The organism is Deltaproteobacteria bacterium RBG_16_64_85, from assembly GCA_001798885.1.
Classification (GTDB): Bacteria; Desulfobacterota; Deferrimicrobia; order Deferrimicrobiales; family Deferrimicrobiaceae; genus FEB-35.
This window is the reverse complement of sequence record MGQW01000013.1, coordinates 1-23,827: the sequence shown is the minus strand read 5'-3', so window position 1 is coordinate 23,827 and position 23,827 is coordinate 1. Positions and strand designations below refer to the sequence as shown.

The 23,827-nt window shown below is 65.4% G+C and carries 24 protein-coding genes and 1 pseudogene; 14 read left to right on the top strand and 11 right to left on the bottom strand.

Features of this window, described 5'->3' with window-relative positions; translation table 11 throughout:
* Nucleotides 1–61 precede the first annotated feature (61 nt).
* Nucleotides 62–1,861, top strand: coding sequence for a hypothetical protein (locus A2Z13_08510; GenBank protein ID OGP80758.1), 1,800 nt, complete (start codon nucleotides 62–64; stop codon nucleotides 1,859–1,861).
* Complete coding sequence (locus tag A2Z13_08505; GenBank protein OGP80757.1) at nucleotides 1,792–2,652, top strand: 2-oxoacid ferredoxin oxidoreductase; 861 nt, start codon at nucleotides 1,792–1,794, stop codon at nucleotides 2,650–2,652. The genes A2Z13_08510 and A2Z13_08505 overlap by 70 nt, the downstream gene beginning before the upstream one ends.
* Before the next feature lie 173 nt (nucleotides 2,653–2,825).
* Here A2Z13_08505 and A2Z13_08500 read toward each other — a convergent pair whose 3' ends face one another.
* Complete coding sequence (locus A2Z13_08500; GenBank protein OGP80756.1) at nucleotides 2,826–3,095, bottom strand: hypothetical protein; 270 nt, start codon at nucleotides 3,093–3,095, stop codon at nucleotides 2,826–2,828.
* A gap of 41 nt (nucleotides 3,096–3,136) precedes the next feature.
* On the opposite strand from A2Z13_08500, the gene A2Z13_08495 reads away from it, so the two are divergent.
* Nucleotides 3,137–4,234: a hypothetical protein gene (locus tag A2Z13_08495; GenBank protein OGP80755.1), complete on the top strand. Its 1,098-nt coding sequence runs from the start codon at nucleotides 3,137–3,139 to the stop codon at nucleotides 4,232–4,234.
* Nucleotides 4,235–4,255: 21 nt separating this feature from the next.
* Here A2Z13_08495 and A2Z13_08490 read toward each other — a convergent pair whose 3' ends face one another.
* The gene (locus tag A2Z13_08490) at nucleotides 4,256–5,017 is read right to left on the bottom strand and encodes a hypothetical protein (GenBank protein ID OGP80754.1); all 762 of its coding nucleotides are present in this window, start codon (nucleotides 5,015–5,017) and stop codon (nucleotides 4,256–4,258) included.
* A gap of 166 nt (nucleotides 5,018–5,183) precedes the next feature.
* Entirely contained in the window at nucleotides 5,184–6,575 is a 1,392-nt protein-coding gene (locus A2Z13_08485) for a hypothetical protein (protein OGP80753.1), read from the bottom strand.
* A gap of 326 nt (nucleotides 6,576–6,901) precedes the next feature.
* Here A2Z13_08485 and A2Z13_08480 point away from each other — a divergent pair, with 326 nt between their 5' ends.
* Both A2Z13_08480 and A2Z13_08475 read left to right on the top strand, forming a co-directional pair.
* Nucleotides 6,902–7,270, top strand: a complete 369-nt coding sequence (locus A2Z13_08480; protein OGP80752.1) for a hypothetical protein — start codon at nucleotides 6,902–6,904, stop codon at nucleotides 7,268–7,270.
* 128 nt (nucleotides 7,271–7,398) lie between these two features.
* Nucleotides 7,399–8,343, top strand: coding sequence for a hypothetical protein (locus A2Z13_08475; GenBank protein OGP80751.1), 945 nt, complete (start codon nucleotides 7,399–7,401; stop codon nucleotides 8,341–8,343).
* Here A2Z13_08475 and A2Z13_08470 read toward each other — a convergent pair.
* Together A2Z13_08470 and A2Z13_08465 are read right to left on the bottom strand one after the other, a co-directional pair.
* Nucleotides 8,291–9,352 (bottom strand): histidinol-phosphate transaminase, encoded by a 1,062-nt coding sequence (locus A2Z13_08470; protein ID OGP80775.1) that lies wholly within the window; start codon nucleotides 9,350–9,352, stop codon nucleotides 8,291–8,293. The two genes, A2Z13_08475 and A2Z13_08470, sit on opposite strands and share 53 nt — an antisense overlap.
* A 29-nt stretch (nucleotides 9,353–9,381) precedes the next feature.
* Nucleotides 9,382–10,584, bottom strand: a complete 1,203-nt coding sequence (locus A2Z13_08465) for an aspartate aminotransferase (GenBank protein OGP80750.1) — start codon at nucleotides 10,582–10,584, stop codon at nucleotides 9,382–9,384.
* A gap of 157 nt (nucleotides 10,585–10,741) precedes the next feature.
* On the opposite strand from A2Z13_08465, the gene A2Z13_08460 reads away from it, so the two are divergent.
* From A2Z13_08460 to A2Z13_08450, 3 genes are read left to right on the top strand one after another with little or no spacing between them, the layout of a single operon-like run.
* Nucleotides 10,742–11,362, top strand: a complete 621-nt coding sequence (locus tag A2Z13_08460) for a hypothetical protein (protein ID OGP80749.1) — start codon at nucleotides 10,742–10,744, stop codon at nucleotides 11,360–11,362.
* Between the two features lie 9 nt (nucleotides 11,363–11,371).
* Nucleotides 11,372–12,367 carry a hypothetical protein gene (locus A2Z13_08455; GenBank protein OGP80748.1) on the top strand — a complete coding sequence of 332 codons (996 nt, stop codon included), beginning with the start codon at nucleotides 11,372–11,374 and terminating at the stop codon, nucleotides 12,365–12,367.
* On the top strand, nucleotides 12,364–13,539 hold the full coding sequence (locus A2Z13_08450; GenBank protein OGP80747.1) for a hypothetical protein: 1,176 nt from the start codon (nucleotides 12,364–12,366) through the stop codon (nucleotides 13,537–13,539). The genes A2Z13_08455 and A2Z13_08450 overlap by 4 nt, the downstream gene beginning before the upstream one ends.
* Here A2Z13_08450 and A2Z13_08445 read toward each other — a convergent pair.
* Both A2Z13_08445 and A2Z13_08440 read right to left on the bottom strand, forming a co-directional pair.
* The gene (locus A2Z13_08445) at nucleotides 13,466–14,620 is read right to left on the bottom strand and encodes an inositol-3-phosphate synthase (protein ID OGP80746.1); all 1,155 of its coding nucleotides are present in this window, start codon (nucleotides 14,618–14,620) and stop codon (nucleotides 13,466–13,468) included. The two genes, A2Z13_08450 and A2Z13_08445, sit on opposite strands and share 74 nt — an antisense overlap.
* Nucleotides 14,613–14,816: a hypothetical protein gene (locus A2Z13_08440; GenBank protein OGP80745.1), complete on the bottom strand. Its 204-nt coding sequence runs from the start codon at nucleotides 14,814–14,816 to the stop codon at nucleotides 14,613–14,615. The genes A2Z13_08445 and A2Z13_08440 overlap by 8 nt, the downstream gene beginning before the upstream one ends.
* Nucleotides 14,817–14,873: 57 nt before the next feature.
* On the opposite strand from A2Z13_08440, the gene A2Z13_08435 reads away from it, so the two are divergent.
* Nucleotides 14,874–16,232, top strand: a complete 1,359-nt coding sequence (locus A2Z13_08435; GenBank protein ID OGP80744.1) for an NAD-dependent malic enzyme 1 — start codon at nucleotides 14,874–14,876, stop codon at nucleotides 16,230–16,232.
* A 211-nt stretch (nucleotides 16,233–16,443) separates the two neighbouring features.
* Nucleotides 16,444–17,070, top strand: coding sequence for an acyl-phosphate glycerol 3-phosphate acyltransferase (locus A2Z13_08430; GenBank protein OGP80743.1), 627 nt, complete (start codon nucleotides 16,444–16,446; stop codon nucleotides 17,068–17,070).
* A 36-nt stretch (nucleotides 17,071–17,106) separates the two neighbouring features.
* On the opposite strand, the gene A2Z13_08425 is transcribed toward A2Z13_08430, so the two are convergent.
* The 4 genes from A2Z13_08425 to A2Z13_08410 are packed head-to-tail and all read right to left on the bottom strand — an operon-like array spanning nucleotide 17,107 to nucleotide 19,759.
* Nucleotides 17,107–17,619: a hypothetical protein gene (locus tag A2Z13_08425; protein OGP80742.1), complete on the bottom strand. Its 513-nt coding sequence runs from the start codon at nucleotides 17,617–17,619 to the stop codon at nucleotides 17,107–17,109.
* Nucleotides 17,620–17,674: 55 nt separating this feature from the next.
* Nucleotides 17,675–18,238 (bottom strand): LemA family protein, encoded by a 564-nt coding sequence (locus tag A2Z13_08420; GenBank protein ID OGP80741.1) that lies wholly within the window; start codon nucleotides 18,236–18,238, stop codon nucleotides 17,675–17,677.
* 48 nt (nucleotides 18,239–18,286) lie between these two features.
* Nucleotides 18,287–19,039, bottom strand: a complete 753-nt coding sequence (locus A2Z13_08415; protein ID OGP80740.1) for a hypothetical protein — start codon at nucleotides 19,037–19,039, stop codon at nucleotides 18,287–18,289.
* Entirely contained in the window at nucleotides 19,040–19,759 is a 720-nt protein-coding gene (locus tag A2Z13_08410; protein OGP80739.1) for a hypothetical protein, read from the bottom strand.
* A gap of 215 nt (nucleotides 19,760–19,974) precedes the next feature.
* On the opposite strand from A2Z13_08410, the gene A2Z13_08405 reads away from it, so the two are divergent.
* The 4 genes and pseudogenes from A2Z13_08405 (at nucleotide 19,975) to A2Z13_08390 (ending at nucleotide 23,827) form a co-directional block, all read left to right on the top strand.
* On the top strand, nucleotides 19,975–20,313 hold the full coding sequence (locus A2Z13_08405) for a transcriptional regulator (GenBank protein ID OGP80738.1): 339 nt from the start codon (nucleotides 19,975–19,977) through the stop codon (nucleotides 20,311–20,313).
* 40 nt (nucleotides 20,314–20,353) lie between these two features.
* Nucleotides 20,354–21,766: a type I glutamate--ammonia ligase gene (locus A2Z13_08400; protein OGP80737.1), complete on the top strand. Its 1,413-nt coding sequence runs from the start codon at nucleotides 20,354–20,356 to the stop codon at nucleotides 21,764–21,766.
* A gap of 157 nt (nucleotides 21,767–21,923) precedes the next feature.
* Nucleotides 21,924–23,279 (top strand): hypothetical protein, encoded by a 1,356-nt coding sequence (locus A2Z13_08395; protein ID OGP80736.1) that lies wholly within the window; start codon nucleotides 21,924–21,926, stop codon nucleotides 23,277–23,279.
* 4 nt (nucleotides 23,280–23,283) lie between these two features.
* A pseudogene (locus A2Z13_08390) lies at nucleotides 23,284–23,827 on the top strand (hypothetical protein).

The window sequence follows — 23,827 nt, the reverse complement described above, 5'->3', positions numbered from 1 at the left end:
AACATTTTTTGATTTCCCCGGGGAGGCAGGAAGCCGTCCGAAGGGGTTTGCAAAACGGAACTTGGGCATCGGCGCCGTCATCCATAAGACAGGGGGTGCCGGGATGGCGGCAGATCTCAATATCCGGATTACCGGCGGCGCAGGGCAAGGGGTACACACCCTCGGAGCGATCATCTCCCGGATGGCGGTCCTGTGGGGCTATCATTTCCACGCGACCCAGGACTACATGAGCCGGATCCGGGGCGGGCGGAATTCCTATTCCGTCCGCATCGGGTCGGACCCGGTGCGCGCCGGAAGGGACGAGGCGGACATCCTGCTCTGTCTTGCCCCCGGTCATCTTCCGCACTTTCTTCCGAGGCTTTCGAAGGGCGGGCTCGCTTTGGCGGACACCCCCTCCGCGTCTCCGCAGGTTCTGTCGTCGCCGCTCAAGCAGATGGCCGTTTCCGCAGGCAGTCCCATTCTGGCGAACATGGCGGGAGCGGGCATCCTCGCCTGCGCCCTTGGGATTCCGCTCGATATCCTGGCCCCGCTGCTCGCCGCGGACTTCAAGGGCGATTTTCTCGAAAAGAACCGGAAGGCGCTTGCCCTGGGAGAGGAGTGGGCAATGGGGCGCCTGGGGGATACGTTTCGCCTTTCCCGCGCGCCATCATCGCCCCGCGTGGTGATGTCCGGCAACGAGGCGCTCGCGCTGGGGGCGATCGCGGGAGGGTGCAAGTTCGCCGCAGGGTACCCGATGACGCCGGGCACGGGGATCCTGTCCGTGCTGGCGGACAACGGTCCCGCCGTGGGCCTGGTTTTCGAGCAGGCGGAAGACGAGATCGCGGCGCTGAACATGGCGATCGGCGCATCCTACGCGGGTGCGCGCGCGATGGTGGCCACCTCCGGCGGCGGGTTCGCGCTGATGGTCGAGGCACTCTCCCTGGCCGGGATGCTGGAGACCCCGGTCGTCATCGCGCTCGGGATGCGTCCGGGTCCCGCCACGGGGATGCCCACGCGGACGGAGCAGGGAGACCTCGACTTCGTCCTCTCCGCGGGGCACGGGGAGTTCCCCCGGCTGGTTCTCTCCCCCGGCTCCCCGGAGGAGGCGTTCGACCTGGCCCAGCATGCGATGGACCTGGCGGAGGCGTACCAGGTGCCGGCGTTCCTTCTCACCGACCAGTACCTGGCGGACACGATCGTCGACATGGACCCCGCGAAATTCGACATCCGGCCCGTGCGGCGGCATTTGGTCCGGGGGACGGAAGTTCCCCGCGCGGCGAACGGAAGGTATCTCCGGTACGCGGTCACCGGGGACGGCGTCTCCCCGATGGCGGTGCCGGGCGAGCCGGGGATCACCGTCGTGGCCGGCAGCGACGAGCACACCGAGGACGGGCATCTCACGGAGGATCACGACGCCCGGATCCGGATGGTGGAGAAGCGGCGGCGGAAGGGGGAGGCGCTGGCGCAGCGGACGCTCCCGCCGCTGGTGTCCGGGCCGCCCAACGGGGACGCCGTGCTGATCGGATTCGGCTCGACGAAAGAGGTGATCGAGGAAACCCGCCAGATCCTGGCCCGGGAGGGAATCGCCGTGGCGGCGGTGCACCTGCGGCAGGTCTGGCCCTTCCCGGCGAAGGAAATGGCGGAGATCGCGCCCCGCTACGACGCGGCGCTCACGGTCGAAAACAACATCAGCGGCCAGCTGGCCCGGCTGATCCGGCGGGAGTCGGGGGCGGAGATCGCGGGAACGGTCTCCCGCTACGACGGCCTTCCCTTCACTCCCGAAACGCTGGCGCCGGAAGCGAGGAAAAGGATATGGGAAGCCCTTTCGACACGGATGTCGAGAACGCATGGTGCCAAGGGTGCGGAAACTTCGGGATCCTGAACGCGGTAAAGAAGGCGATGGAGAAGCTCGGCAGGGAGAAGCACGAGATCGTGCTCGTCTCCGGGATCGGCCAGGCCGCGAAGCTTCCCCATTACGTGGACGTGAACGTGTTCGACGGCCTGCACGGCAGGGCGCTGCCGGCGGCCGCGGCGATCAAGATGTCCAACCCCGCGATGACCGTCGTGGTGACGAGCGGGGACGGCGACATCTACGGGGAAGGCGGGAACCACTTTCTCCACAACATCCGGCGCAACGTCGACATCGCGCTGTTCGTCCACGACAACCAGGTCTACGGCCTGACCAAGGGGCAGCCGTCCCCCACCAGCGATGCGGGATGGGCCGGCTCGCTCAACCGGACGGGCGTCATCTCCGGACCGTTCCCGCCGCTGGCGGTCGCCATCGCCCTGGGTTGCGGGTTCGTGGCGAGGGGGTACGCCGCCGACGTGGAATTCACGGCGGACCTGATGCTTCAGGCGATCCGATTCAAGGGGTTTGCCCTGGTCGACATCCTCCAGCCGTGCATCACCTACAACAAGAAGAACACCTACCAGTGGTACGGGAGGATGGCGTACAAAATCTTGCCGGAGCACGACGCGACGGACCGGATGAAGGCATTCGCGCTGGCGCTGGAGTGGGAGGAGAGGATCCCGTTGGGTGTACTCTACCGTTCGGTTCGGTCGACGTTCGAGGAGATGCACCCGGCCATCCCGGGCCCTCCGCTTCACGCCCGGGAAACACTTCCCGCGACCGTGCAGGAGATGTTGCGGAAACGGACTTTAACGCCGGGTTAACCGCCTGCCGCTTCCTGTGCGGCGAGCCTGTCCCGCATCTCGCCGAAGTACCAGATTCCCCGGATCAGCATAAGGGACGCTGCCCCGAACGCCGTAAGGGTTGCCATGCCGATGCCTCTTTCCGGTGTCGATCCCGTTGATGCAGGTAAGAGGCGGGGGGATCGAACAAGGATTCAGCGTTTCCGTTTTTTCGCGGGGATCACCGCGGCGGCATCCTTTTTTTGGACTTCCTCCGCCCTGCGCCGGTCCGCCTCTCTCCCGAAAAATGCGATCCCGGCGATGGAAGCGAGAATGAGCGCCGCGTAAGAGCCGGCGGCGACGAAAGAATCGGACTGCTGGAGCCCTTCGTTCAGGTACCGGAGGACTCCATAGAGCGAAAGCCCGATGAAGATCGTCGTGCAGAAGTGAAATCCGAAAATGGCCAGCTGCTTGGAAACCTGCATGCATCCCCCTTTCCGGGGTTTCTTGGTATAGTTATCCTACCATGGAAATTCTTTCGATCCTGACGCTGGTCGTCGCCGCTGCGACGTTCCTCACCCTGCTGTTGCGCCGCCCCCCGCCGCTCCGGGACCGGCTGGATCTCCTGGAAAAGAATTTCACCGACGCGCTCCGGGCGAGTGCATCCGACCTGGCCCGCGCGCAGGCCGACTCCTCTGCGCGGATCCGCCAGGAGGTGTCGGAGAATCTTCTCAAGGGGATCGACGACATTTCCCGCCGGATCGAGGAGCGGCTCACGGAGATCCGCGGCGAGGTCGCGCGCGAGCTCGCGGAGACGGCCGACCGCAATCTGAAAGGGTTCGACCAGGTCGCGGGGCATCTCAAGGAGCTGAGCGCCGCTACGGGGCAGGTGGTTCTCCTGTCCCGGGACATCAACCAGCTGAACGTCCTTCTCACCCAGCCCAAGGCGCGCGGGGCCTTCGGGGAGCTCACCCTTTCCCAGATGCTCTCCGACCTTTTCGGGGATCACACCGAGATGTTCGAGCTCCAATACCAGATGGAATGGGGGGAGCGGGCCGATGCCGCGATCTTCGTCCGGCCGGACCGGGGCCAGTTTGTCTGCGTGGATGCGAAATTCCCGTTGGCCAACGCCCAGCCGCTGATGGAAGGGGAGATCGACGAGGCGGCTCGGAGGGAGTACGAAAAAGCGTTCGCCCGGGACGTGCTGACCCAGGCCGAATCGATCCGCTCGAAATACATCCGGCCTCCCAAGACGCTGGATTTCGCCTTTCTCTTCGTCCCTGCCGAGTCCGTCTACTACCTCGTCCTGCGCAACCGGGCCCTCCATGAACAGCTCCTGAAGCTGCAGGTGGTCCCCACGTCCCCCAACAGCTTCTACGCCTACCTGCAGGCGCTGGCGTTCGCCTTCCGGGGGTTCAAGATCGAGCAGAAGACGAGAGAGATCCAGGTCCTCCTGGAGCGCGTGGGGAAGGATTTCGAGCGGTTCGCGGAGAACTTCCGGCTCTTCGGGAGGCACCTGGACAACGCCCAGGCCAAGTACATGGAGTCGGTGAGGGACGTCGAGCGGTTCCGGGCGCGGATCGGCTCGCTCAGAAGCGGGGAGGGGGAGCTGACGGAGGGATGAGGGGCGGCCCTTCCCCCCGGGTCACCGGTCGAGCTGTGTGTGCAACTTGCCCCGCAGACGGAGGGTCGCCTGGGCGTGCAGCTGGCAGATCCGCGGCTCTCCCAGGCGGAAGATCTCGCTGATCTCCCGCATCGTCAGGTCCTCGTAATAGTAGAGGGCGATCAGCTGTTTTTCCCTTTCCGGAAGCGTGTCGATCGCCTTCGCGAGCACTTCCTTGAGATCCCGCAGCAGCTCCTCTTCCCGCGCTTCGTCCTTCGCGACCTCCGACAGGTAATACTGGATGCCGGAGCCGTCCCCGTCCTCCTGGGACTCGTCGTGGGAGAGGACGGTAAGCCCCGAGAGCATCGCCAGCTTTTTATGGAGCTCGTCCACGGTGATCCCCAGGTCGGCGGCGACCTCTTCCTCCTCGGGGGGGCGGCCCAGCAGTCCTTCGAGCCGCGAATATGCGTTCTGCAGACGCGTGGAGGACTGCCGGATGGATCGGGGGAACCAGTCCATCTCGCGGAGATAGTCGAGCATCGTTCCGCGGATACGGAACTCCGCGTAGGTCTTGAATTTGATCCCGCGCGAAGGGTCGAATCGATCGATGGCATCGAGCAGGCCGACGATGCCCGAGCTGACGAGGTCGTCCATCTCGATGTTGGGGGGGACGCGCATCTTGATGCGGGACGCGTGGTATTTGATCGTGGGGATGAATTCATCCACCAGCGCGTTCCGGTCGATCGCCAGAGGGGGAGGGGCTTCATAATGTCCGCGGGCCGTCACGGCTTCTCTCGGGGCCATATCGCTTCCTCTCTTGAAACAGGAACTTAGGGGTTCATGATGAGAGAAAAGGCAGCAACAGGCATGCCAAGAGGGAAACAGGTTGTATCTAATTGAAATATTATGGGGTTATGCTAATGGGGGACCGTGGCGGTCTTCCGGGAAGTGTCAATATATTGACACTTCCTCAGGCCTCTGACAATTCTCGGCGGTCCAGGGGCTCTCGTTTCAGCATCTCCAGAAGAGTCGTCCGCTTGAGTCCCAACAGGGCGGCGGCCTTGTTCTTGTTCCCCTTGGTCAGGGCCATCGCGTGCGCGATGAGGTGAAGCTGGAACGCCCCCGTCGCTTTCCGGAAATCGATTCCGTCGCTGCCGAAATCGACCCCGGCGGTGATCCGGATCGCCCCCCCTTCCTGCATCGCCGGCGGGAGGTCGCTCTTCTCGAACCACCCCTCGCTCTTCAAAACGACCAGCCGCTCCACGAGGTTTTCCAGCTCCCTGACGTTGCCCGGCCAGGAGTAGCGCATGAGCGCTTCCATCGCTTCCGGCCGGAATCCGGGGTGGTGGCGCCCCGTCTTGCGGTCCCACTTGCGAAGGAAATGCCCGGCGAGAACCGGCACGTCGTCGATGCGCTCGCGCAGGGAGGGGAGGTGGATCGGGATCACGTTGAGCCGGAAAAAGAGATCCTGCCGGAATCGCCCCGCGGCGATCTCCACCTCCAGGTCCTTGTTGGTGGCGGCGATGACACGGACGTCCACGTTCACGGTCTTCGTTCCGCCCACCGGGATGAACGACTGGTCCTGCAGGACGCGCAGCAGTTTGGTCTGGAGAGGAGGGCTCATCTCGCCGATCTCGTCGAGAAAGATCGTCCCCCGGTTGGCCGTTTCGAACCAGCCGCTTCGCTCGACGTGCGCGCCGGTATAGGCCCCTTTGACGTGCCCGAAGAGTTCGCTCTCCAGCAGGCCGGCCGGGATGGCGGAGCAGTTGACGGGCACCAGGACCCGGTCGGCCCGCTTGCTGTTGTAGTGGACGGCCCGGGCGATCAGCTCCTTGCCGGTCCCGCTCTCGCCGAGGATCAGGATGGTGGAGTCGGTGGCGGCGACCTTCCGGACGAGGTCCAGCACCTGGCGGATCGGCTCGCTCAGCCCGATGACGTTCTCGAACGTGTAATGCCGGATGGCCTGGGTCTTGAGGTGGAGGTTCTCCTTCCGGATGGCGGTAAGCTCCAGCGCCCGGCCGACCAGGTTGGAAACCTCTACCACCTTGAACGGCTTCGTGAGATAGTGGAAGGCGCCGAGCTTCATGGCCTGTACCGCGTTTTCCACCGTCGCGAACGCCGTCATCAGGATGACCTCGCACTTCGGGAGGATTTTCTTCGCGTGGGCGAGGACCGCGAGACCGTCGACGCCGGGCATCATGAAATCGGTCAGCACCACGTCGATGTCGGTCCGGTCGATGATCGATATCGCCTCGCTGCCCGATCTCGCAAGATGGAGGCGGATGTCCGGCGAGGTGAACACCTCCCTCAGAAGGGAAATCGTGAGCTCCTCGTCGTCTGCGATCAGCAGCGTTTTCGCCATGGGCTCATTTTACCCTTGTTTGGATAAAGTTTCGCCTGGAATCGGTCGATATGCACCTTACAGGCGGGACACCATTGTCTGGAGGCATGCATCGAGTGAAACCCTCGGACCGTAAGGGAAAAGGAGTCGGGAAAACACCTGTCAAAGGGGCGAAAAGAATGCCCGGTTCCTCCCCCGACGGCATGAGGGAAGCCTGCCCTGTCAAAAAAGTGGCAGATCTCCGGACCGCTGTGGACAACGGGACGTACCGCGTGGAATCGAAGAAAGTCGCCGAAAAGATCGTCAGGGACGCCGTGCGGGAAATCCGGAACCGGCTCCGGTAAGACGTGGCACGGGCCGACTTCCAGGAAATCCTGCGGCAGGCGCTGGACGATCTGCCCGAACTCTTCCGGCAGGCGCTGGAAAACGTGGCGGTCGTGGTGGAGGATTGGCCCCCCGACTGGCTGCTGGACGAGCTCGAGATCCCCCCCGATGAAACCCTGTACGGGTTCTACCACGGAGTCCCCCTGCCCGAGCGCTCGGTCTCCCTTACCGGCAACCTCCCGGACAAGATCTCGATCTACCGGGGACCCCTGGTGGAGGATTTCCCCGATCCCGTGGAACTCCGCCGCCAGATCCGGGTGACCCTTCTCCACGAGATCGGACACTATTTCGGGATGGACGAAGAGGATCTCGGCCGGATCGGGTACGAGTAAAAAAAACGCGCTCCCCGACGATTTTCCATCCCCCGTTCCCTTTTTAGGTTTACAGTATACAAAACCGGCAAGCCCCACGGTTGTCCGGCGCCTAACTTGCGTCCGTGTCTGAAGAAAGGGGATGGGGGATGCTTGCACTGCGCCGCGTGTTCATCGACGGAGCCGACCGCCCCGAATTGGTTCTGCTCCACTACACCGCTGCCCTGGAAAGCGCCCCGGACCGGGAAATCGCCCGGGCCTCCCTGGTCATGCCCCCGTCCGCGGAACCGGGAAGAAGGGAAACGCGCCTCTTCCTTCCTTCTCCGCCGACGGGCCGCCGCCTCCGGTTGCGCTATTTCTTCTCCACCGTCGGAGGGGGCGCCGAATGGTTCTCCCCCGTCTACGAAGTGGCGGTGCCCGGGGAGGACGTCTCGGGGGACCTGGCCCCGGTCGAGGAAGAAGGAGGGGGAAACCTGGCTCCCGCCGCAGGGCTCGGCATGTTTCGGCTCCGGCTTCCGCTGCGGAGCGGAGAACCGCGGACGGGACCCGTTCGATACGGCTTCGGGGCGATGCGGAAAAAACCGTCCCCGGACCTTTGCCGCGCGAGATTCGCCATGGGCGAAAGCGTCCCCGTTGTCGAAGTTCCGGAAGCGCTGTCGGTGCTCAAGAGCCGGCCGATGCCCTTTTTCCTGTACCACGTCGCCGGAGAGAAGGGCAAGCTGGTCGCCGACAAGATCAATTGTGCCCGGCTCACCCTCCAGGATAACGATGGCGAGGTGGTCTTCGCGCGCCTCTTCTGGGGGGATTCCACCTGGAACGCCCAGAACCTGTCCGTGATGGAGGTCAAGAAGTTCGCCTCGGGGGAGGGGAAGGCATCGGACTACTTTTTTGCGGGAGACCGGGAGGCGTTCCTTCGTGCGCGATTGAACGCGTTCGGCCGGCATCCGCTTCCCCGGACGTTCGAGACGTTCGTCTATGGACCCGAGGGGAGTATCGTCGAGTACTGCTTCCAGGTGATCCTGCGTCGTCCCGATGGATCCGTCACCGCCGCATGGCGGAACCGCGAGGGCGGCAACTGGATTGTGACGCTGTAGAGCCGCCCGCCAACGCCGTCAGCAGCGCATCGATCTCGCCATCGGTGCCGACCGTGATGCGCAGGCAGTCGGCCAGCCGCGGAGTGTCGAAATGGCGCACCAGGATCTTCCGCTCCTTTAGCGCCTCGTAGACCGGCCCCGCGGGTTTCCCCCCCTCCCTTCGGGCAAGCACGAAGTTGGATTGCGAGGGGAACGGCGCGAATCCGACCGCCGGCAGGCCGGCAACCAGCCGCTCCCTGGTCTTCCGGACCCTCGCCGCATTCCGCTCCATCCAGGCGATGTCCGAAAGCGCCGCCTCTCCGGCGGCGATGCTCAGGCGGTTCAGGTTGTAGGAGTCCTTCACCTTGAAAAGCCCCTCGATGATCCGGGGGTGCGCAAACCCCAGTCCGATCCGCATCCCGGCCAGGGAAAACGACTTGGAAAAGGTCCGCAGCACGATCACGTTCTCCCGTTCCCGGGCCAGCGAGAGGGCGTTTTCCTCCGCGAAGTCGGCGTATGCTTCGTCGACGACGAGCACGCCGGGGACGCAGTCGGCGAGGCGGGAGAGAACCGAGAGCGGGACCGTGGTCCCCGAGGGGGAGTTGGGGCTGGCCACCATCGCGACGTTCGCCCGGGCGCGGAAGATGCCCCGCGGGAGGGAATAATCGTCCGGATAGGGGATGCCGAGAATCTTCCCCCCCTGGATCCGCACGAGGGTGTCGTAGAGCGTGTACGTCGGGACGGGGCAGCAGAGCGCGTCCTTTTCCCCGATGAAGGCGCGGGCGATCATGGCCAGGAGGTCGTCCGACCCGTTTCCCGCGATCACCTGCGACAGGTCGAACCCGTAAACGAGCGCGGCCTTCCGGCGGAGCGTCGTCGCGCCGGGGTCGGGATACAGGCGAAGGGAGTCCTTCGCCTCGGACAGGATGGCCCGCCGGACCCGCGGGGAGGGCGGATAGGGGTTCTCGTTCGTGTTGAGCTTGATGAACCCGCCCTCCTGCGGCTGCTCGCCGGGCTGGTATCCTTTCATGCGATCGATGTTTTTCCGGAACGCAGCGGTCAACCCCGCCCTCCCTTCCTCCCGAAGAAGCGGCTCCCCAGCCTTTTCCACGCAGGCAGCGAACGCTCGACCGTCTCCGGGTCCACGCAGTAGGCGATCCGGAAATATCCCTTGCGGCCGAAGCCGCTCCCCGGCACCGCCAGGACGTTTTCCTCCCGCGCCGCCGCGAGGAACCTCATCTCGTCCTCGACGGGCGACCGCGGAAAGAGGTAGAACGCGCCGCCGGGCGGAACGACGGAGAATCCCGACCCCAGAAGGGTCGTGAGGAGCATTTCCCGGTTCCGGCGATAGACCGACAGGTCGGCCTCGATCCCCTGGAACCCGGCAACCACCCGCTGCATGAGGGAAGGGGCGTTGACGAACCCGAGCACGCGGTTGCAGAACACGCAGGCGTCGGCCAGCTCGGCGGCGTCCGCCGCGCGCGGGCTGACGGCGAGGTATCCGATCCTCTCCCCCGGGAGGTTCAGGTCCTTGGAGTGGGAATAGGCCACGAGCGTATTGCGCAGCGAGGCGGCCGGCGGAGAAAAGACCGCCTCGGGATAGACGATTTTCCGGTACGGCTCGTCGGAGAGGACGTAGATCGGCCCTCCCGTGCGCACCTCTCCCTCCGAGAGGACGCGGGAGAGCCCCCGGAGCGAATCGGCCGGGTAGACCGCCCCGGTCGGGTTGTTGGGGGTGTTGAGGAGGAGGGCTTTCGTCCGTCCGGTGATCGCCGCGCGGATCGCCTCGAGGTCGAGCTGGAAATCGTCGGCGGATTGCGCAACGACCGGGACCCCGCCCGCGTTGCGGACGTAGAAAAGGTATTCGACGAAATAGGGGGCGATGACGATCACCTCGTCGCCGGGAGACAGGATCGCCCGCAGCGCCACGTTGAGCGCCCCCGCGGCCCCGACGGTCATCACGACCAGCCCCGGGGCGTAGGCGAGCCCGGTGGTTTTCAGAAGGTCTTCCGCCACGCGCTGGCGGACATCCGGGAACCCGGCGTTCGGCATGTACTTGTGAAGGTCCGGCGGCGGGTTCGCGGCAAGCCGGGCAAGTTCCAGCGCCAGCAGGGGCGGAGGATCGCCGTACGGGTTCCCGAGGGAGAAATCGAAGACGTTTTCCAGCCCCTTTTTCGCCTTCAGAAAGGCGCCTTCCTCGAACATCTTCCGGATCCAGGACCCTTGACGGATCGCCTCCCGGATTTCCGGGGATACGGGCATCGAACCTCCTTTCGGTGCCCTTCACGATACGTCAACGGAAGACCGGATTTCAAGGCGAAAGGGCCGGAGTTTCCGTTGAAACCTCGCGGCGCATGGCATAAATTAGGGAAGGTTCACCGCGTTCCTGCCGGCAAATCTTGTTCGAACGGGAGAAAACGTGAAACGCATTCATCGCTCGTGGATTTTTCCGCTGATCCTGTGGGGGACCCTGTCCGGGTGCGTCACGGGGAGTGTGCTAACCGTTCCGGGAGAACTTTCGCGCAAGGCGTCACAGGCTCCCCCCGGCGCGGCGGGGGCCCCGGCGGTCGCCGTGTCCGATTTTTCCTGGTCGGGGGATCCCTCGTATGAGATCGGGCGTGATTTCGACCATGTCCGGTCGATCGTGTGGAAGGGGAATCCCGGCAAGGCGATGGCCGACCTGATCGCGGGCGCCCTTGCGGAAAAGGGGATCGCCGCGGTCCGCGTAGCCGGGGAGGCGGAAATCCCCTCCGGCGTTCCCGCAAGGGTGTGGGGCAGCGTGGAGGAATTTCGCGTCAACTTCAAGCGCGTCGGCACGCTCAAGGTGGAGGCGGAGGCGGGCACGACCCTGAAGATCCACGGGGCCGGTCCGGCCGCACCGGCGGGATGGGCCAGCACGGTCTCCTCCACCTACGGGTTCACGGATCTCTTCACCACCCCGGAGGGCGCCCGACAGGCGCTCATCGGCGCGGCCAACGCCGCCGCCGATGAAGCGGCGCGCCGCCTGCTGGAGGCGGGGGTGGTCTCCGCTCCGAAATAAAGAATACGGATGGGTCTTCTCGTCAAGGATCGGATCGAGGACATCTCCTTCGAAGAGTGGGACGACGTCCTTGCGCGCTCCGTCCGCCCCTCCCCCTTTCTTTCCCGCCGCTTCCTGGTTCCCTGGGTAAAAACGTTCGCGGCCGGCCGTCCCCTGCGCATCGCGAGGTGGGAGCGGGGGGGGAGAGCCGAGGGCTTCCTGTTCCTGTGCCGGCGCGCGGAGTCGGAAGGGTGGGAGCTTCTCGGCAGCGATCGGGTGTCCGATTCCCTGGACGCGGTGGTGGCTGCGGGGATGGAAGGGGAGTTCTGGGCGGAACTCCTGCGGTCCCCGCCGGAAATGCTGGCGGAGGGTCCGCTTCATCTGCCGAGCGTGGTCGAGGGGTCGCCTTCCCTCTCCCTCCTCCCCGGGATCTGCGGCGAGCGGGGGATCGCTTTTTTCGCGGAGGAGGCGGACCGTTCCCCCTTCCTCCGTCTCCCGGAGAGCTTCGACGATTACCTCGGGCAGCTTGACAAGAAGGAGCGGCACGAACTGCGGCGCAAGCTCCGCCGTGCCGGGGAGGCGGAGCCGCGGCTATCGTTCCGCGTGACCGGGACGGCGGAGGAGCTCTCGCGGGACTTCCCATCCTTCCTGGAACTGCACCGCAGGAGCCATCCCGAGAAACGGCGGTTCATGGACGACCGGATGGCGGAGTTCTTCCGCGAGGTGGCGCAAGGGTTCTTCTCCGCAGGCTGGCTGCGACTGGCGTTCCTGAGCGGCGCGGGGGGAGACATCGCATCGGCGTTCCAGATCGAGACCGACAGGGCCCTTCTCCTCTACAATTCGGGGTTCGACCCCGAGGCCGGCGGCCGCATGAGCCCGGGCATGGTCCTGCTGGCGCGCTGCGTAGAGGACGCGATCGGGAGGGGACTCAAGGAGTACGATTTTCTCCGAGGACGGGAGAGATACAAGTACGACCTGGGGGGCCAGGACCGGATCGTGTACCGCGCGACCCTTTCTTTCCCGTGAACCACCTTCTTTTCTCCTACCACACGTGCCCGATGGAGGAGCCCGGCGTCGGCCTGTCGGGCGGAATGAACGTCTTCCTGAGGAGCCTCCTTCCGGGGCTTGCGGCCCACGGGTTCCGGACGGACGTGCTCACGCGGGGGAAGGGGACGGGGGTCGAAATCACCCGCCCGTTTCCCGGCGTCAGGATCGTCCACCTTCCATGCGGCTGGCGGGTTCCGGTTTCCCGCGAGTCGGCGTGGGATGCCCTCCCGCGATTCGTCCGAAAGGCGAGGGAACTTCTGGCCGCCGGCCGGACGGCCTATGACGTCGTCTCCGCCCACTACTGGATGTCGGGAATCGCGTCCCTCGAATCGGGGCTGCGCCCGGCGGCGTTCGCGTATCACACGATCGAAGCGCGCAAGGCAGGCTCCGCCGGCACGCCCCCTCAGGCCCTCCCCGCCATCCGGAGGGAAGCCGAGAAACGGTTGGCCCGCGAGGTTTCCCGCGTGGTCTGCTTCTCCGAAGACGACCTTGCAGGCACGAGGGAGATCTTTCCCGCCGTGGCGGGGAAGGGGACGGTCATCCCGCCGGGCGTCGACGACGCCTTCCGGAACCCTCCCCCGCGGGCGGGAGCGCGGCAAAAGCGCGGCATCCCCGCCGGCGCCTTCCTGTTCCTGCTCGCCGCCCGCGAGGATCCGGGGAAAAACGTCGTCTCCGCCATCGAGGCGTTCCGGGCTCTCCGGGCGGAGGAAGGAAACCGGCTGCGCCTCCTCGTCGCGGGGCAGAAGCTTCCTGCAGCCCTGTTGCCCGAAGGAGCCGCCTGCGCCGGGCCGGTTCCCCACGCGGAAATGCCCGCGCTCTTTTCCGCCGCGGACGCGGTTCTTTGTCCGTCCTCTTACGAATCGTTCGGGCTCGTTCCCCTGGAAGCGATGGCCGCGGGGAAACCGGTGATCGTCCCCCGTGCGGGATTCTGGGGAGAGACGATCCGTTCGGAAGGCGGCGGCGTGACCTATGCACCCAAGGCGAAAACAGGGCTGGCCGGGGCGATGCGGGCCGTTTGTCTCGAGGAAACCCTGCGGGCGCGTCTTGCGGAGGAAGGGAAGCGGATCGCCGCGCGGTTTACGTGGGAGAGGTGCACTTCGTTGTGGGCGAGGCTGCTGTCGAGCGCCGCCAGGCCCGGTAGTCCGCGATGAACTCCTCGAGTTCCCGCCGCGCCTCGTCGTCCGGCAGCTGGACGGGCGGGTGCTTCATGAAGTAGGCCGAGGGGGCGAGCATCGGACCGGAAAGCCCCATGTCCCTTCCGAGCCGGCAGAGCCGGATCGCGTCGATCCCCACCCCGGCGCTGTTCGGCGAGTCGGTCACCGACAGGCGCAACTCGACCTCGACCGGCAGCCCCCCGAACCCCTCCCCCTCGATCCTCAGGAAGCAGAGCTTGTTGTCCTTTTGCCAGGGGACGTAGTCCGACGGCCCGATGTGGATGTCCTCGTCCGCGATATTGTGCGTGAGCACCGAGGTCACGGCCTCCGTCTTCGAGATCTTCTTCGACTGGAGCCGCTGGCGGGACAGCATGTTGAGGAAGTCGGTGTTCCCCCCGGTGTTCAGCTGATACGTCCGCTGCACCCGGATCCCCCGTTCGGAGAACAGGCGGGCGAGCGCCCGGTGCACGATCGTGGCCCCCAGCTGCGACTTGATGTCGTCCCCGATGATGGGGATCCCCCGTTGCCGGAACCGCTCCGACCACGCCGGGTCGGAGGCGATGAACACGGGGATGCAGTTCACGAGGGAGACGCCGGCGGCGAGGCAGGCCTCGGCGTAGAAACGGGTGGCCTCCTCGGAGCCCACCGGCAGATAGCTGACGAGGATCTCCGCGCCGGATTCGCGCAGCAGGCTTTCCACGTCGCACGGCGGCTCGTCCGCGGGGAGAAACGTCTGGTCCTCCGGGTAGTCGCGCATGTGCGGCGCCACGCCGTCGAGCACGGGGGCCATCCGGACGACCGGCCCGCCGCCGGGCATGTCGGGGACGAACTTCTTGGTGCAGTTGGGGGGGGCGAAGATCGCCTCCCCGACAGGACGCCCCACCTTCCTTCGGTCGATGTCGAACGCCGCCACGACCTCGATGTCCCCCGGAAGGTATCCCCCGATATCGGGATTCATCAGGCCCGGGATGAACGCGCCTGCGGCCATCCTGGCGATGTTCCGGTAATATTCGATCCCCTGCAGCAGGGCGCTGGCGCAGTTTCCCACGCCGGCCACAGCGATGCGTATCTTAGGCATTCTCCATGCTCCCCGATGAGTTGGATTTACGAGCGCCCTTGTTGGATTCAACCGTCCCGGATCCGGTTTCATCCGCCCGCGGCAGCGGCTCCCCGCACTTCCAGCAGCAGGCGGGTATCTCCGCCACGGCCTTCCGTTCGTCGGAGACGAAATTCTGCGCGGAACAGGCGGTGCAAGTGAGAATCATCGGAGCCATTTTACCTTTTCCCGCGCCGGTTTGACAAAGAAGAATCCCGGAAGATAAGATGGGGCGATGCAGATCGAAAAAGGCGTCGACAAGAGCGTCAAGACGATCCGGATGATGATCCTCGACCAGCCCGGATTCCTCGGGAAGGTCGCCTCCGCCATCGGCACCGCCGGCGGGAACATCGGCGACATCCGGCTGGTCGGCTACGGGCTCGAGTACAACACCCGCGACCTCACGGTCTTCGTGGACGACGACGCCCACCTCCAGGCGGTGCTGGAGGAGGTGGGGAAGGTCGAAGGCGTTATCATCTCCGACATCATCGATCCCGTCCTGGAGCTCCACAAGGGCGGCAAGATCTCCGTAAAGGCCCGCATGGCGGTCGACAGCATCTCCGTGATGCGGAAGATCTACACGCCCGGCGTGGCCAAGGTCTGCAAATTGATCCACCGCAAGCCGGATCTCGCCTACGATTACACCGTCATCGGCAACACCGTGGCGATCGTGACCAACGGCACGGCGATCCTGGGGCTGGGGGACATCGGGGCCGTGCCCGGCATGCCGGTGATGGAGGGGAAGGCGGTCCTGTTCGACGTGCTCGTGGGGATCAACGGCATTCCGATCCTCATCCAGTCGAAGGATACCGAGGAGATCATCCGAACGGTCGCATCCATCGCACCGACGTTCGGCGCCATCAAGCTGGAGGACATCAAGGCGCCCGAGTGCTTCGAGATCGAGGACCGGCTGGACGCCATGCTCGACATCCCGGTTCTGCACGACGACCAGCACGGGACCGCCGTGGTCGTGCTCGCCGCGCTTCTGAACGCCAGCAAGTACGTCGGCATGCAGGTGAAGAACGACACCGTGGGGATGGTCGGCCTGGGCGCCGCCGGGATGGGGATCTCCAAGCTGCTGATGGCCTTCGGCGTCCGCAAGATGCTGGGGACCGACATCAATCCCACGGCGAAGGAGATCTTCTCGAAGATCGGCGGGAAGCCGGTGACCCTGCCGGAGATCATGGAGTCGTCCGACATCGTCATCGCCACCACGGGGGTCCCCGGGCTGATCAAGAAGGAGATGATCCGCAAGGGGCAGGTGATCCTGGCGCTGTCCAATCCCAGGCCCGAGATCTTCCCCGAAGAGGCGCGGGCCGCAGGGGCCTCGTTCGCCGCCGACGGCCGGGGCGCCAACAACGCCCTCGCGTTCCCCGGCGTTTTCCGGGGGGCGCTGAACGCAAGGGCGCGCAAGATCAACAACCGGATGAAGATCGCCGCGGCCAAGGCCATCAGCTCGTTTGCCGATACGGGCGAGCTGGTCCCCTCCATTCTCAACCTGGAAATGCACGCGAAGGTGGCCGAGGCGGTGGAGCGGGCGGCGTTCGAGTCGGGCGTCGCGCGTACCCGGTCCGAGGAGATCGAGGAAACTTAGTGCTGCGTTTCACAATTACGCCTGCATTCGAGCGCCGCTGCATCCGCCCCGGCTGCGTTGCGCTCCTTGCGCCGTACTGAACAGTACGCCTCAGTCGCGCGCCTTGCCGGGCCGGCGCATCGACGCTCTCGGTGCGGTATCGAAATCCTATACGTCGCCGTAATTATGAAGCGCAGCACTTAGCTTCCCTTCCAGCCACCTTGGAGGATGGATGGACGGTTCCTGGATTCGAGGCGGGTCGCTCGTCCTGTTCGGCTACTTCCTGGGATCCGTTCCCTTCGGGGTCCTGGTGGCGCAGCTTTTCGACCGGAACGTGGACCTCCGGGAAACCGGCTCCGGGAACATCGGCGCGACCAACGTGGCGCGCACCGCGGGGAAGGCGGCCGGGATCCTCACGCTTGCGCTGGACGCGGGGAAGGGAGCCTTCCCGATGGTGCTGACGTATATGCTCATCGGCGAGGATTACTTCTGGCTCTCGCTCGTCGGCGGGGCCGCATTCCTGGGGCACGTCTTCTCGATCTACCTCCACTTCAAGGGAGGGAAGGGAGTGGCGACGGCGCTGGGCGTCATCCTGTCCCTGTCCTCCGTCACCACGTTCATCCTCGTCGTCCTGTTCGCTCTGGTCGTCTACTTCACGCGTTACGTCTCCCTGGGGTCCCTCTGCGCGGCGGTGGCGCTGCCGATCCTGATGGCGCTGCTGGGGCCTCCCTCCCGCTCCTGCGTCACCCTTTCCCTTCTGATCGCTTTTCTGGTGATCTACAACCACCGGGAGAACATCCACCGCCTGCTGGCCGGTCAGGAGAACAAGCTCGGCGAGCCGAAACCGCCCGCCTCGTAACCTGCCCCCTTGGAAGGCGGTGCGCCTTCCGCCTGTTTAAAGCTTCCGCAGGAGGCGGTCCCTCTTTCGTTCCCGCTTTTTCGGCCGGTGCCCCTCGCCCTTCTTTCGGTCCGCGCCTTCGGAGGGGGGCTCGTCCTCGGGGTCTCCCTTGATCTCCGCCACCCAATTGTCGAAGAGGCGTGCAGCGAATTCCTCGCAGGAGATGACGACGATGTTCCGGGAAGGAAGGGTCCCCGCAAGCCCGCGGTCGGAAGTGATTGCGATCGTTCCCGCGGGGGCGCCCCGGGCAAGGTCGCGGATGACTTCGTCCGCGGTCTCGTCGCGGGAGGAGTAGACGGCGGTTCCTCCCTTGAACGCCTGGCGGGTCCGTTTCGGGCTCCCGGATCCGCGCCCGTCGAAGACGACCGTCAGGCGGAGCCCTTTCTTCCTTGCGTACGCCGAGAGGAGCGAGCAGAGCGCGCCCCGCTCTTCGGCGCTTCCGGGTTCCCCCTCCAAGGGAAGTGCCCCGGAGCGTACGAGATTGTACCCGTCCACGATCAGGTGCCCCATCGAGAAGTAACCCCGCCGGGAATATTAAAAAGTTTAAGAACGTCCCCGAGGTAAGTTATTTGCCGAAATCGACCTTCGGGACTTCCTTCGCCTTGCCTTCCGCCTCGAAGAACGGCTTCGTCCGGAACCCGGCCACCCCGGCGACCACGCTGTTCGGGAAGACCCGGATGTCGGTATTGAAATCCCCGACCGCCGTGTTGTACCGCATCCTCTCCACGGAGATCCGGTTCTCCGTGCCCGCGAGCTCGTCCATCAGGCGGATGAACGTCTGATCCGCCTTGAGCAGCGGGTAGTTTTCCACCACGACCAGAAGGCGGGAGAGGGCGGAGGAGACCTCCGCGTTGGCCTTCATCACGTCCTCCGGGGTCCTGGCCCCCGCCAGCTTCGCGCGGGCGGCCGCCACGTACTCGAAAACCTCCTTTTCGTGCGCGGCGTACCCCTTCACCGATTGTACGAGGTTGGGAATGAGGTCGCCCCGGCGCTGGAGCACGTTCTGGACCTGTCCCCACTTCTCGTTCACCGCCACGTCCTTCCGGACGATGCCGTTGTAGGCGCCGACCCCCTGGAACACCAGGAGGGCGGCCACGACCGCCACCACGATCCAGATCTTCTTGCTCATCGTTTCCCTCCGTTCGTATTCGTTCCGCGTCGCTTGATTTTCCGAAGTCTACCAGCCCCCGCCGGCGCCGCCCCCGCCCGAGAAGCCTCCGCCGAAACCGCCGAACCCACCTCCGCCGAAACCGCCGCCCCCGAATCCTCCGCCTCCGACGTACCATCCCCCTCCTCCGCCCCGGCGGTAGGCCCCGAACGGGCCCGCCAGGATCGAGCGGAGGATGAGAAACGGAACCGCCACAAGCAGGAGGAGGAGCAGGATCGGAAGCGGGATGCCGCTGTTCTTCCGCGCAACTCCCTTCGGCGTTTCCATTTTTCCGCCGGCGAGGACGCTGCCGACGGCGTTGACGCCCAGATAGATCCCCTCGCCGTAGCGCCCCTGCCGGAACAGGGGACGCAGGATCCGGTCGCGGATCTCCCCGACCTTGCCGTCGGGCAGAACGCTTTCCACGCCGTACCCGGTGGTGATCCACATCTTCCGGTCGTCGGCCGCCACCAGGATCAGGATGCCGTTGTCCTTTCCCTTCTTCCCGATCTTCCAGCGGTCGAAGACCTGCTGTGCGTACGGCTGCGCGTCGAGCGGGGCCGTGCTCTTCACGGTCAGCACCGCCACCTCGGAGGCCGTCTGCCGCTCGATCTCCCGGCACAGATTATCGGTCTTCGCGGCCCACTCGCCCATGATGCCGGCCGTATCGCTGACGTAACCGGCCGGCTTCGGGATCGCCGGTTCCTGGGCGGCGCAGATTGCTGGCGCGGCAAGAAACAGAAGGAGAGCGATCGATGCCGCGCGTGACTTGAGGGAGGACATCTACCTTGCGGCTTCCGCGCGGTAGCAGTCCGCCAGGGAGCAGAGCCGCTCCACCTCATCCTGGTACGCGAAGAAGAGCTCCTCGGCCCGCGTGAGCGGGATCTTCTCCCCGCGCCTGGCTGCGAGCGCTTCCCGGACGGAGGGCAGGGCAAGGCCGAAATGCTTCTCGATCGCGTCGAGGATTTCCGTCTTTCCGTGGGGCGCCTCCCGGTCCGAAAGAAGGAGCAGCCCCCGCGCCACGGACACGATCGGGCCCACCGTGTCCCGCAGGAGGCCGACCAGCTCCTTGTTCCCGAACGACCCCAGGTACATCCGTCGGATCGAGAGCAGTTTCCCCTTCAGCTCGAACTCCACCTGGTGCCGCAGGTTTTCCTTGGTGATGTCCAGTTCGGGCACGATGTCCTTCCCGGCGATCACGCGGCGCCGCTCCGACATCCCGAGGAACTCCAGCGGGAAGACGTCGGACGAATTCCTCAAGAACGCTTCGGTGAAAATCGGAGGGGCGGGGATCCCCCGGCGGGCGTACCGGTGCGCGATGCTCCGGTAGGCCGAAAGCGCCTCCCTGCGGAGCGCGCGGACGACGATCAGGACCGAGACGTCGCCGCCCCGGCCTTCCGGCTCGTCCGCCGCATGACTGCCGTAGACGGTGAGGGAAACGAGCTCCTCCCGGAAGATCTTCTCCACTTCCGCCCGGAACTCCTCCAGAAGGCCGGCGGCCACGGTCTCCTCCTTTGCCCAAAAAAGAGGCACCTACTGATTACCGATTGAGCAGACATTCTACCACCGGCTCGGGCCGGACGCCATCGCTTGCTCCGCGACGTTCCGGGGAATCATCCGGAAACGACGAGGGTTTTCCGCCGCAGGCGGGAGAAATGCGACGTGGCGGCCGATTTGGTACGGCCGTTGCTCCTATCCATCGACCGAGGAGGTGACCCATGAAGAAGATCGAGGCCATCATCAAGCCGTTCAAGCTCGACGAGGTCAAGGAGTCCCTGAACGACATGGGGATCCACGGCATGACCGTATCCGAGGTCAAGGGCTTCGGACGCCAGAAGGGGCACACCGAACTCTACCGGGGCGCCGAATACGTGGTGGACTTCCTCCCCAAGATCAAACTGGAAATCATCGTTCCCGACGACCTGGTCCCCCAGGTGGTGGAGACGGTGGAGAAATCCGCCCGCACGGGCCGGATCGGGGACGGGAAGATCTTCGTGACCAGCGTGGAGGAAGTGGTGCGGATCCGCACGGGCGAGCGCGGGCACGACGCCATTTGAACCGGTTCGCAACACCCTGAACAACCCCAAGGAGGGAGACATGACCCCGAAGGAAGTGCTGGAGTTCATCAAGAGCAAGAAGATCGAGATGGTCGACCTGAAGTTCATGGACTTCATCGGCACCTGGCAGCACTTCGCCGTGCCGATCTACGAGCTGAAGGACGACAGCTTCGAGGAGGGGTTCGGTTTCGACGGCTCGAGCATCCGCGGCTGGCAGCCGATCCACGCGTCGGACATGCTGGTCATCCCCGAGGCGGGAACCGCCGTGATCGACCCCTTCATCACGCGGCCGACCCTGTCCCTCATCTGCAATATCGTCGACCCGATCACCAAGGAAAACTACACCCGCGACCCGCGGAACATCGCCCGGAAGGCCGAGGCGTATCTCAAGTCCACCGGCATCGCCGACCAGGCGTTCTTCGGGCCCGAGGCCGAGTTCTTCATCTTCGACGACATCCGGTACGCCACCGCGTCCAACTACGGCTACTTCTACATCGACTCCGAGGAGGGCATCTGGAACTCGGGCCGGGAAGAGGACCCGAACCTCGGCTACAAGCCGCGCCACAAGGAAGGGTATTTCCCCGTTCCCCCCACCGACTCCCTGCACGACCTGCGCGACGAGATGGTCCGCGTGATGGAGTCGGTAGGCCTGAAGATCGAGGCGCAGCACCATGAAGTCGCCACGGCGGGGCAGGCGGAGATCGACCTGCGGTTCGACACGCTGGTCAAGATCGCCGACGCGCTGCAGTGGTACAAGTACATCTGCAAGAACGTCGCCCGGAAGTTCGGGAAGACCGTCACCTTCATGCCGAAGCCGCTCTACGCGGACAACGGAAGCGGGATGCACACTCACCAGTCGCTGTGGAAGGGCGGCAAGCCGCTCTTCGCGGGCGAGGAGTACGGCGGGCTCTCCAAGATGGCGCTCTTCTACATCGGCGGGCTCCTCAAGCACGCCTCGGCGATCTGCGCCTTCTCCAATCCCACGATGAACTCCTACAAGCGGCTGGTCCCCGGCTTCGAGGCCCCGGTGAACCTGGCGTACTCGAGCCGGAACCGCTCCGCGGCGATCCGGATCCCGATGTACTCGCCGTCGCCGAAGGCGAAGCGGGCGGAGTTCCGGACCCCCGACCCGTCCTGCAACGGCTACATCGCATTCGCGGCGATGCTGATGGCGGGATTGGACGGCATCCAGAAAAAGATCCACCCGGGCGAGCCGCTCGACAAGGACATCTACGCCCTCTCCCCCGAGGAGCTGGCCAACGTCCCGACCACGCCGGGCTCGCTGGAGGAGTCGCTGAAGGCCCTGGAGAACGATCACGACTTCCTGCTCAAGGGCGACGTCTTCACGTCGGACGTCATCGAGAAGTGGATCGAGTACAAGATCGACGCCGAGGTCAACCCCGTCAAGATGCGGCCGACGCCGCACGAGTTCTTCCTCTACTTCGACTGCTGAGTTCCACCCCTCCCTCCTCAGCGGACGAAACGGCCGGGGCCCCTTTTGGGGCCCCCCACCGGGGACATTCCTGATCTTTGCGCCTGATATCGCGAGGAGTGTCCCCGCCCAGCATTCCCCCTTTCCTTCTCTGTCTGTTCTGAATATCCTATTCCGCATGTATTCCCGACCTGTTTCCCTGTTTGGCGTTGTCATGCTTCTGGTGTTCTCTTTCCCTGCGTTGTCCGGCGCGCAGGGGCAGGACAACGCCGCCGCGTCGCCGATGGTTTCCTTCGAGGAGGCGGTCCGGACAGCGCTTTCGAACGCGCGGGAAGTGCGGCTGGCGGCGCAGGACGTCCGCATCACGACGGAGGGCAGGACCGTCGCCGCCGCGAGGCGGCTTCCCCGGCTGGACGCGAGCGGCGATTACACCGCCCTGTCGGAACCTCCGTCGGCTTTCATCCTGGGGAGTGCGATACAGACCGCGGACAAGAATATCTGGCGCGCGAGGCTCACCGCCGAGCAGACGATCTACGACTTCGGAAGGATCCGGTCCCGCGTGGACCAGGCCGAAGCGCGGACCGACAACGCGGTGCGGCAGGAAGGGCTCGCAAGGGAGCGGCAGGCGCTCGACGTGATTTCGGCTTTTCTTTCCGCCAAGCGCGCCGATGAGCTCCGGCAGGTCGCCGAGGAGTCACTCGCCACGGCCAAGGACCACCGGCGGGTGGCGGGGGACCAGTACGAATTCGGGGTCGTGGCCAAGAACGACGTGCTCGCCGCCGACGTCCAGGTCGCCAACGCCGAATCCGCCCTCATCATCGCCGAGAACCAGGTGGAGCTTTCCCGCTCCCGGCTGGCACTGCGGATGGGCTATCCGGGCGACCGGTCCCTGACGCCCGCCCCCGGCCCTTTCCCGGTCCCGCCGGAAGGGGCGCCGCCGCTTTCCGAGAGCCTTCGCGCGGCCCTCGAGAAGCGCAACGAGCTGCATGCGCAAGGCGCCGTGATCCGGGAGGGGGAGGCCGCCGTCAGCGCCGCCCGGACGGAGTTCGCCCCCACCTTCTTCGGGCAGGGCGGCTATTCCTACGAGACGAACGAGCTGAATCCGCATAAAAGCGTCTTTTCGATCCTCCTCGGCGGGAAGGTGAACCTCTTCTCCGGCTTCGCCGACGAGGCGTCGCTCCGCCAGGCGCGGCTGACCGTCGACCGGCGAAAAGAGACGCTCGGCAAGCTGCAGGACGAGATCGCCCTGGAGGTCAAGGCATCCCACCTGTTCGTTACTGAAGCCGAAAAGAGAAAGGCGGTGGCCGAGGTGGCCGTCGCCCGCGCCGAGGAGAACCTGCGCATCCAGAACGACCGGTACAAGGAAGGGCTGGCGATCTCCACCGAGGTGCTGGACGCGCAGACGCTCCTGACGCGCGCGAAGGTCGACCGGCAGAACGCCGCCTACGACCTGCACGAGGCACGCTATCGGCTGCTGGCGGCCCGGGGCGAGCTGCTGGATTTCCTCGCTCCGCTGATCGTCGCCGGGCGGTAAGACCTTGCCCGTCCGAGGTCCGCGGCTCCTCCTTACGCTTCTTTTCCCCCTGTTCCTTTCCGCCTGCTCGGTCGTCGGCGACGGGACCCTTTCGATCAGGCTGACCTTTCCCGGGGACAACGCCGCGTTGGCGCCCGCCGCCGATTCCCCGGCCGGGACGGTGCTGCCCCGCTACTCGAAGTTACCCGGCAATCGCATCCTGATCCGGGTCCTCGCGCCGCACATCGCGGTGCCCATCGAGGCCTGGTTCGACCGGTCGGCGGGCAGGGGAGAGATCACGGGAATCCCGCCGGGAACGAAGATCGCCGTCGAGGTGGACGAGTTCGACAACACCGCGGCAACCCTCCTCGGGCGGGGCTGGACCCATGGGATCACGCTCTCCGCCGGCGAGCGCAAAGAGGTCCCGGTCGCCATGTACGACAAGGGGACGATCGTCCGCGTCTGCGGCGCCGCTCCCGCTTCCGGCGCCGGCACCTCGGGCGACACCGGCGACGGCGGCCCGGCGGATAGCGCCTTGCTGGACAACCCGCTCGCGGTCAAGGTCGGCC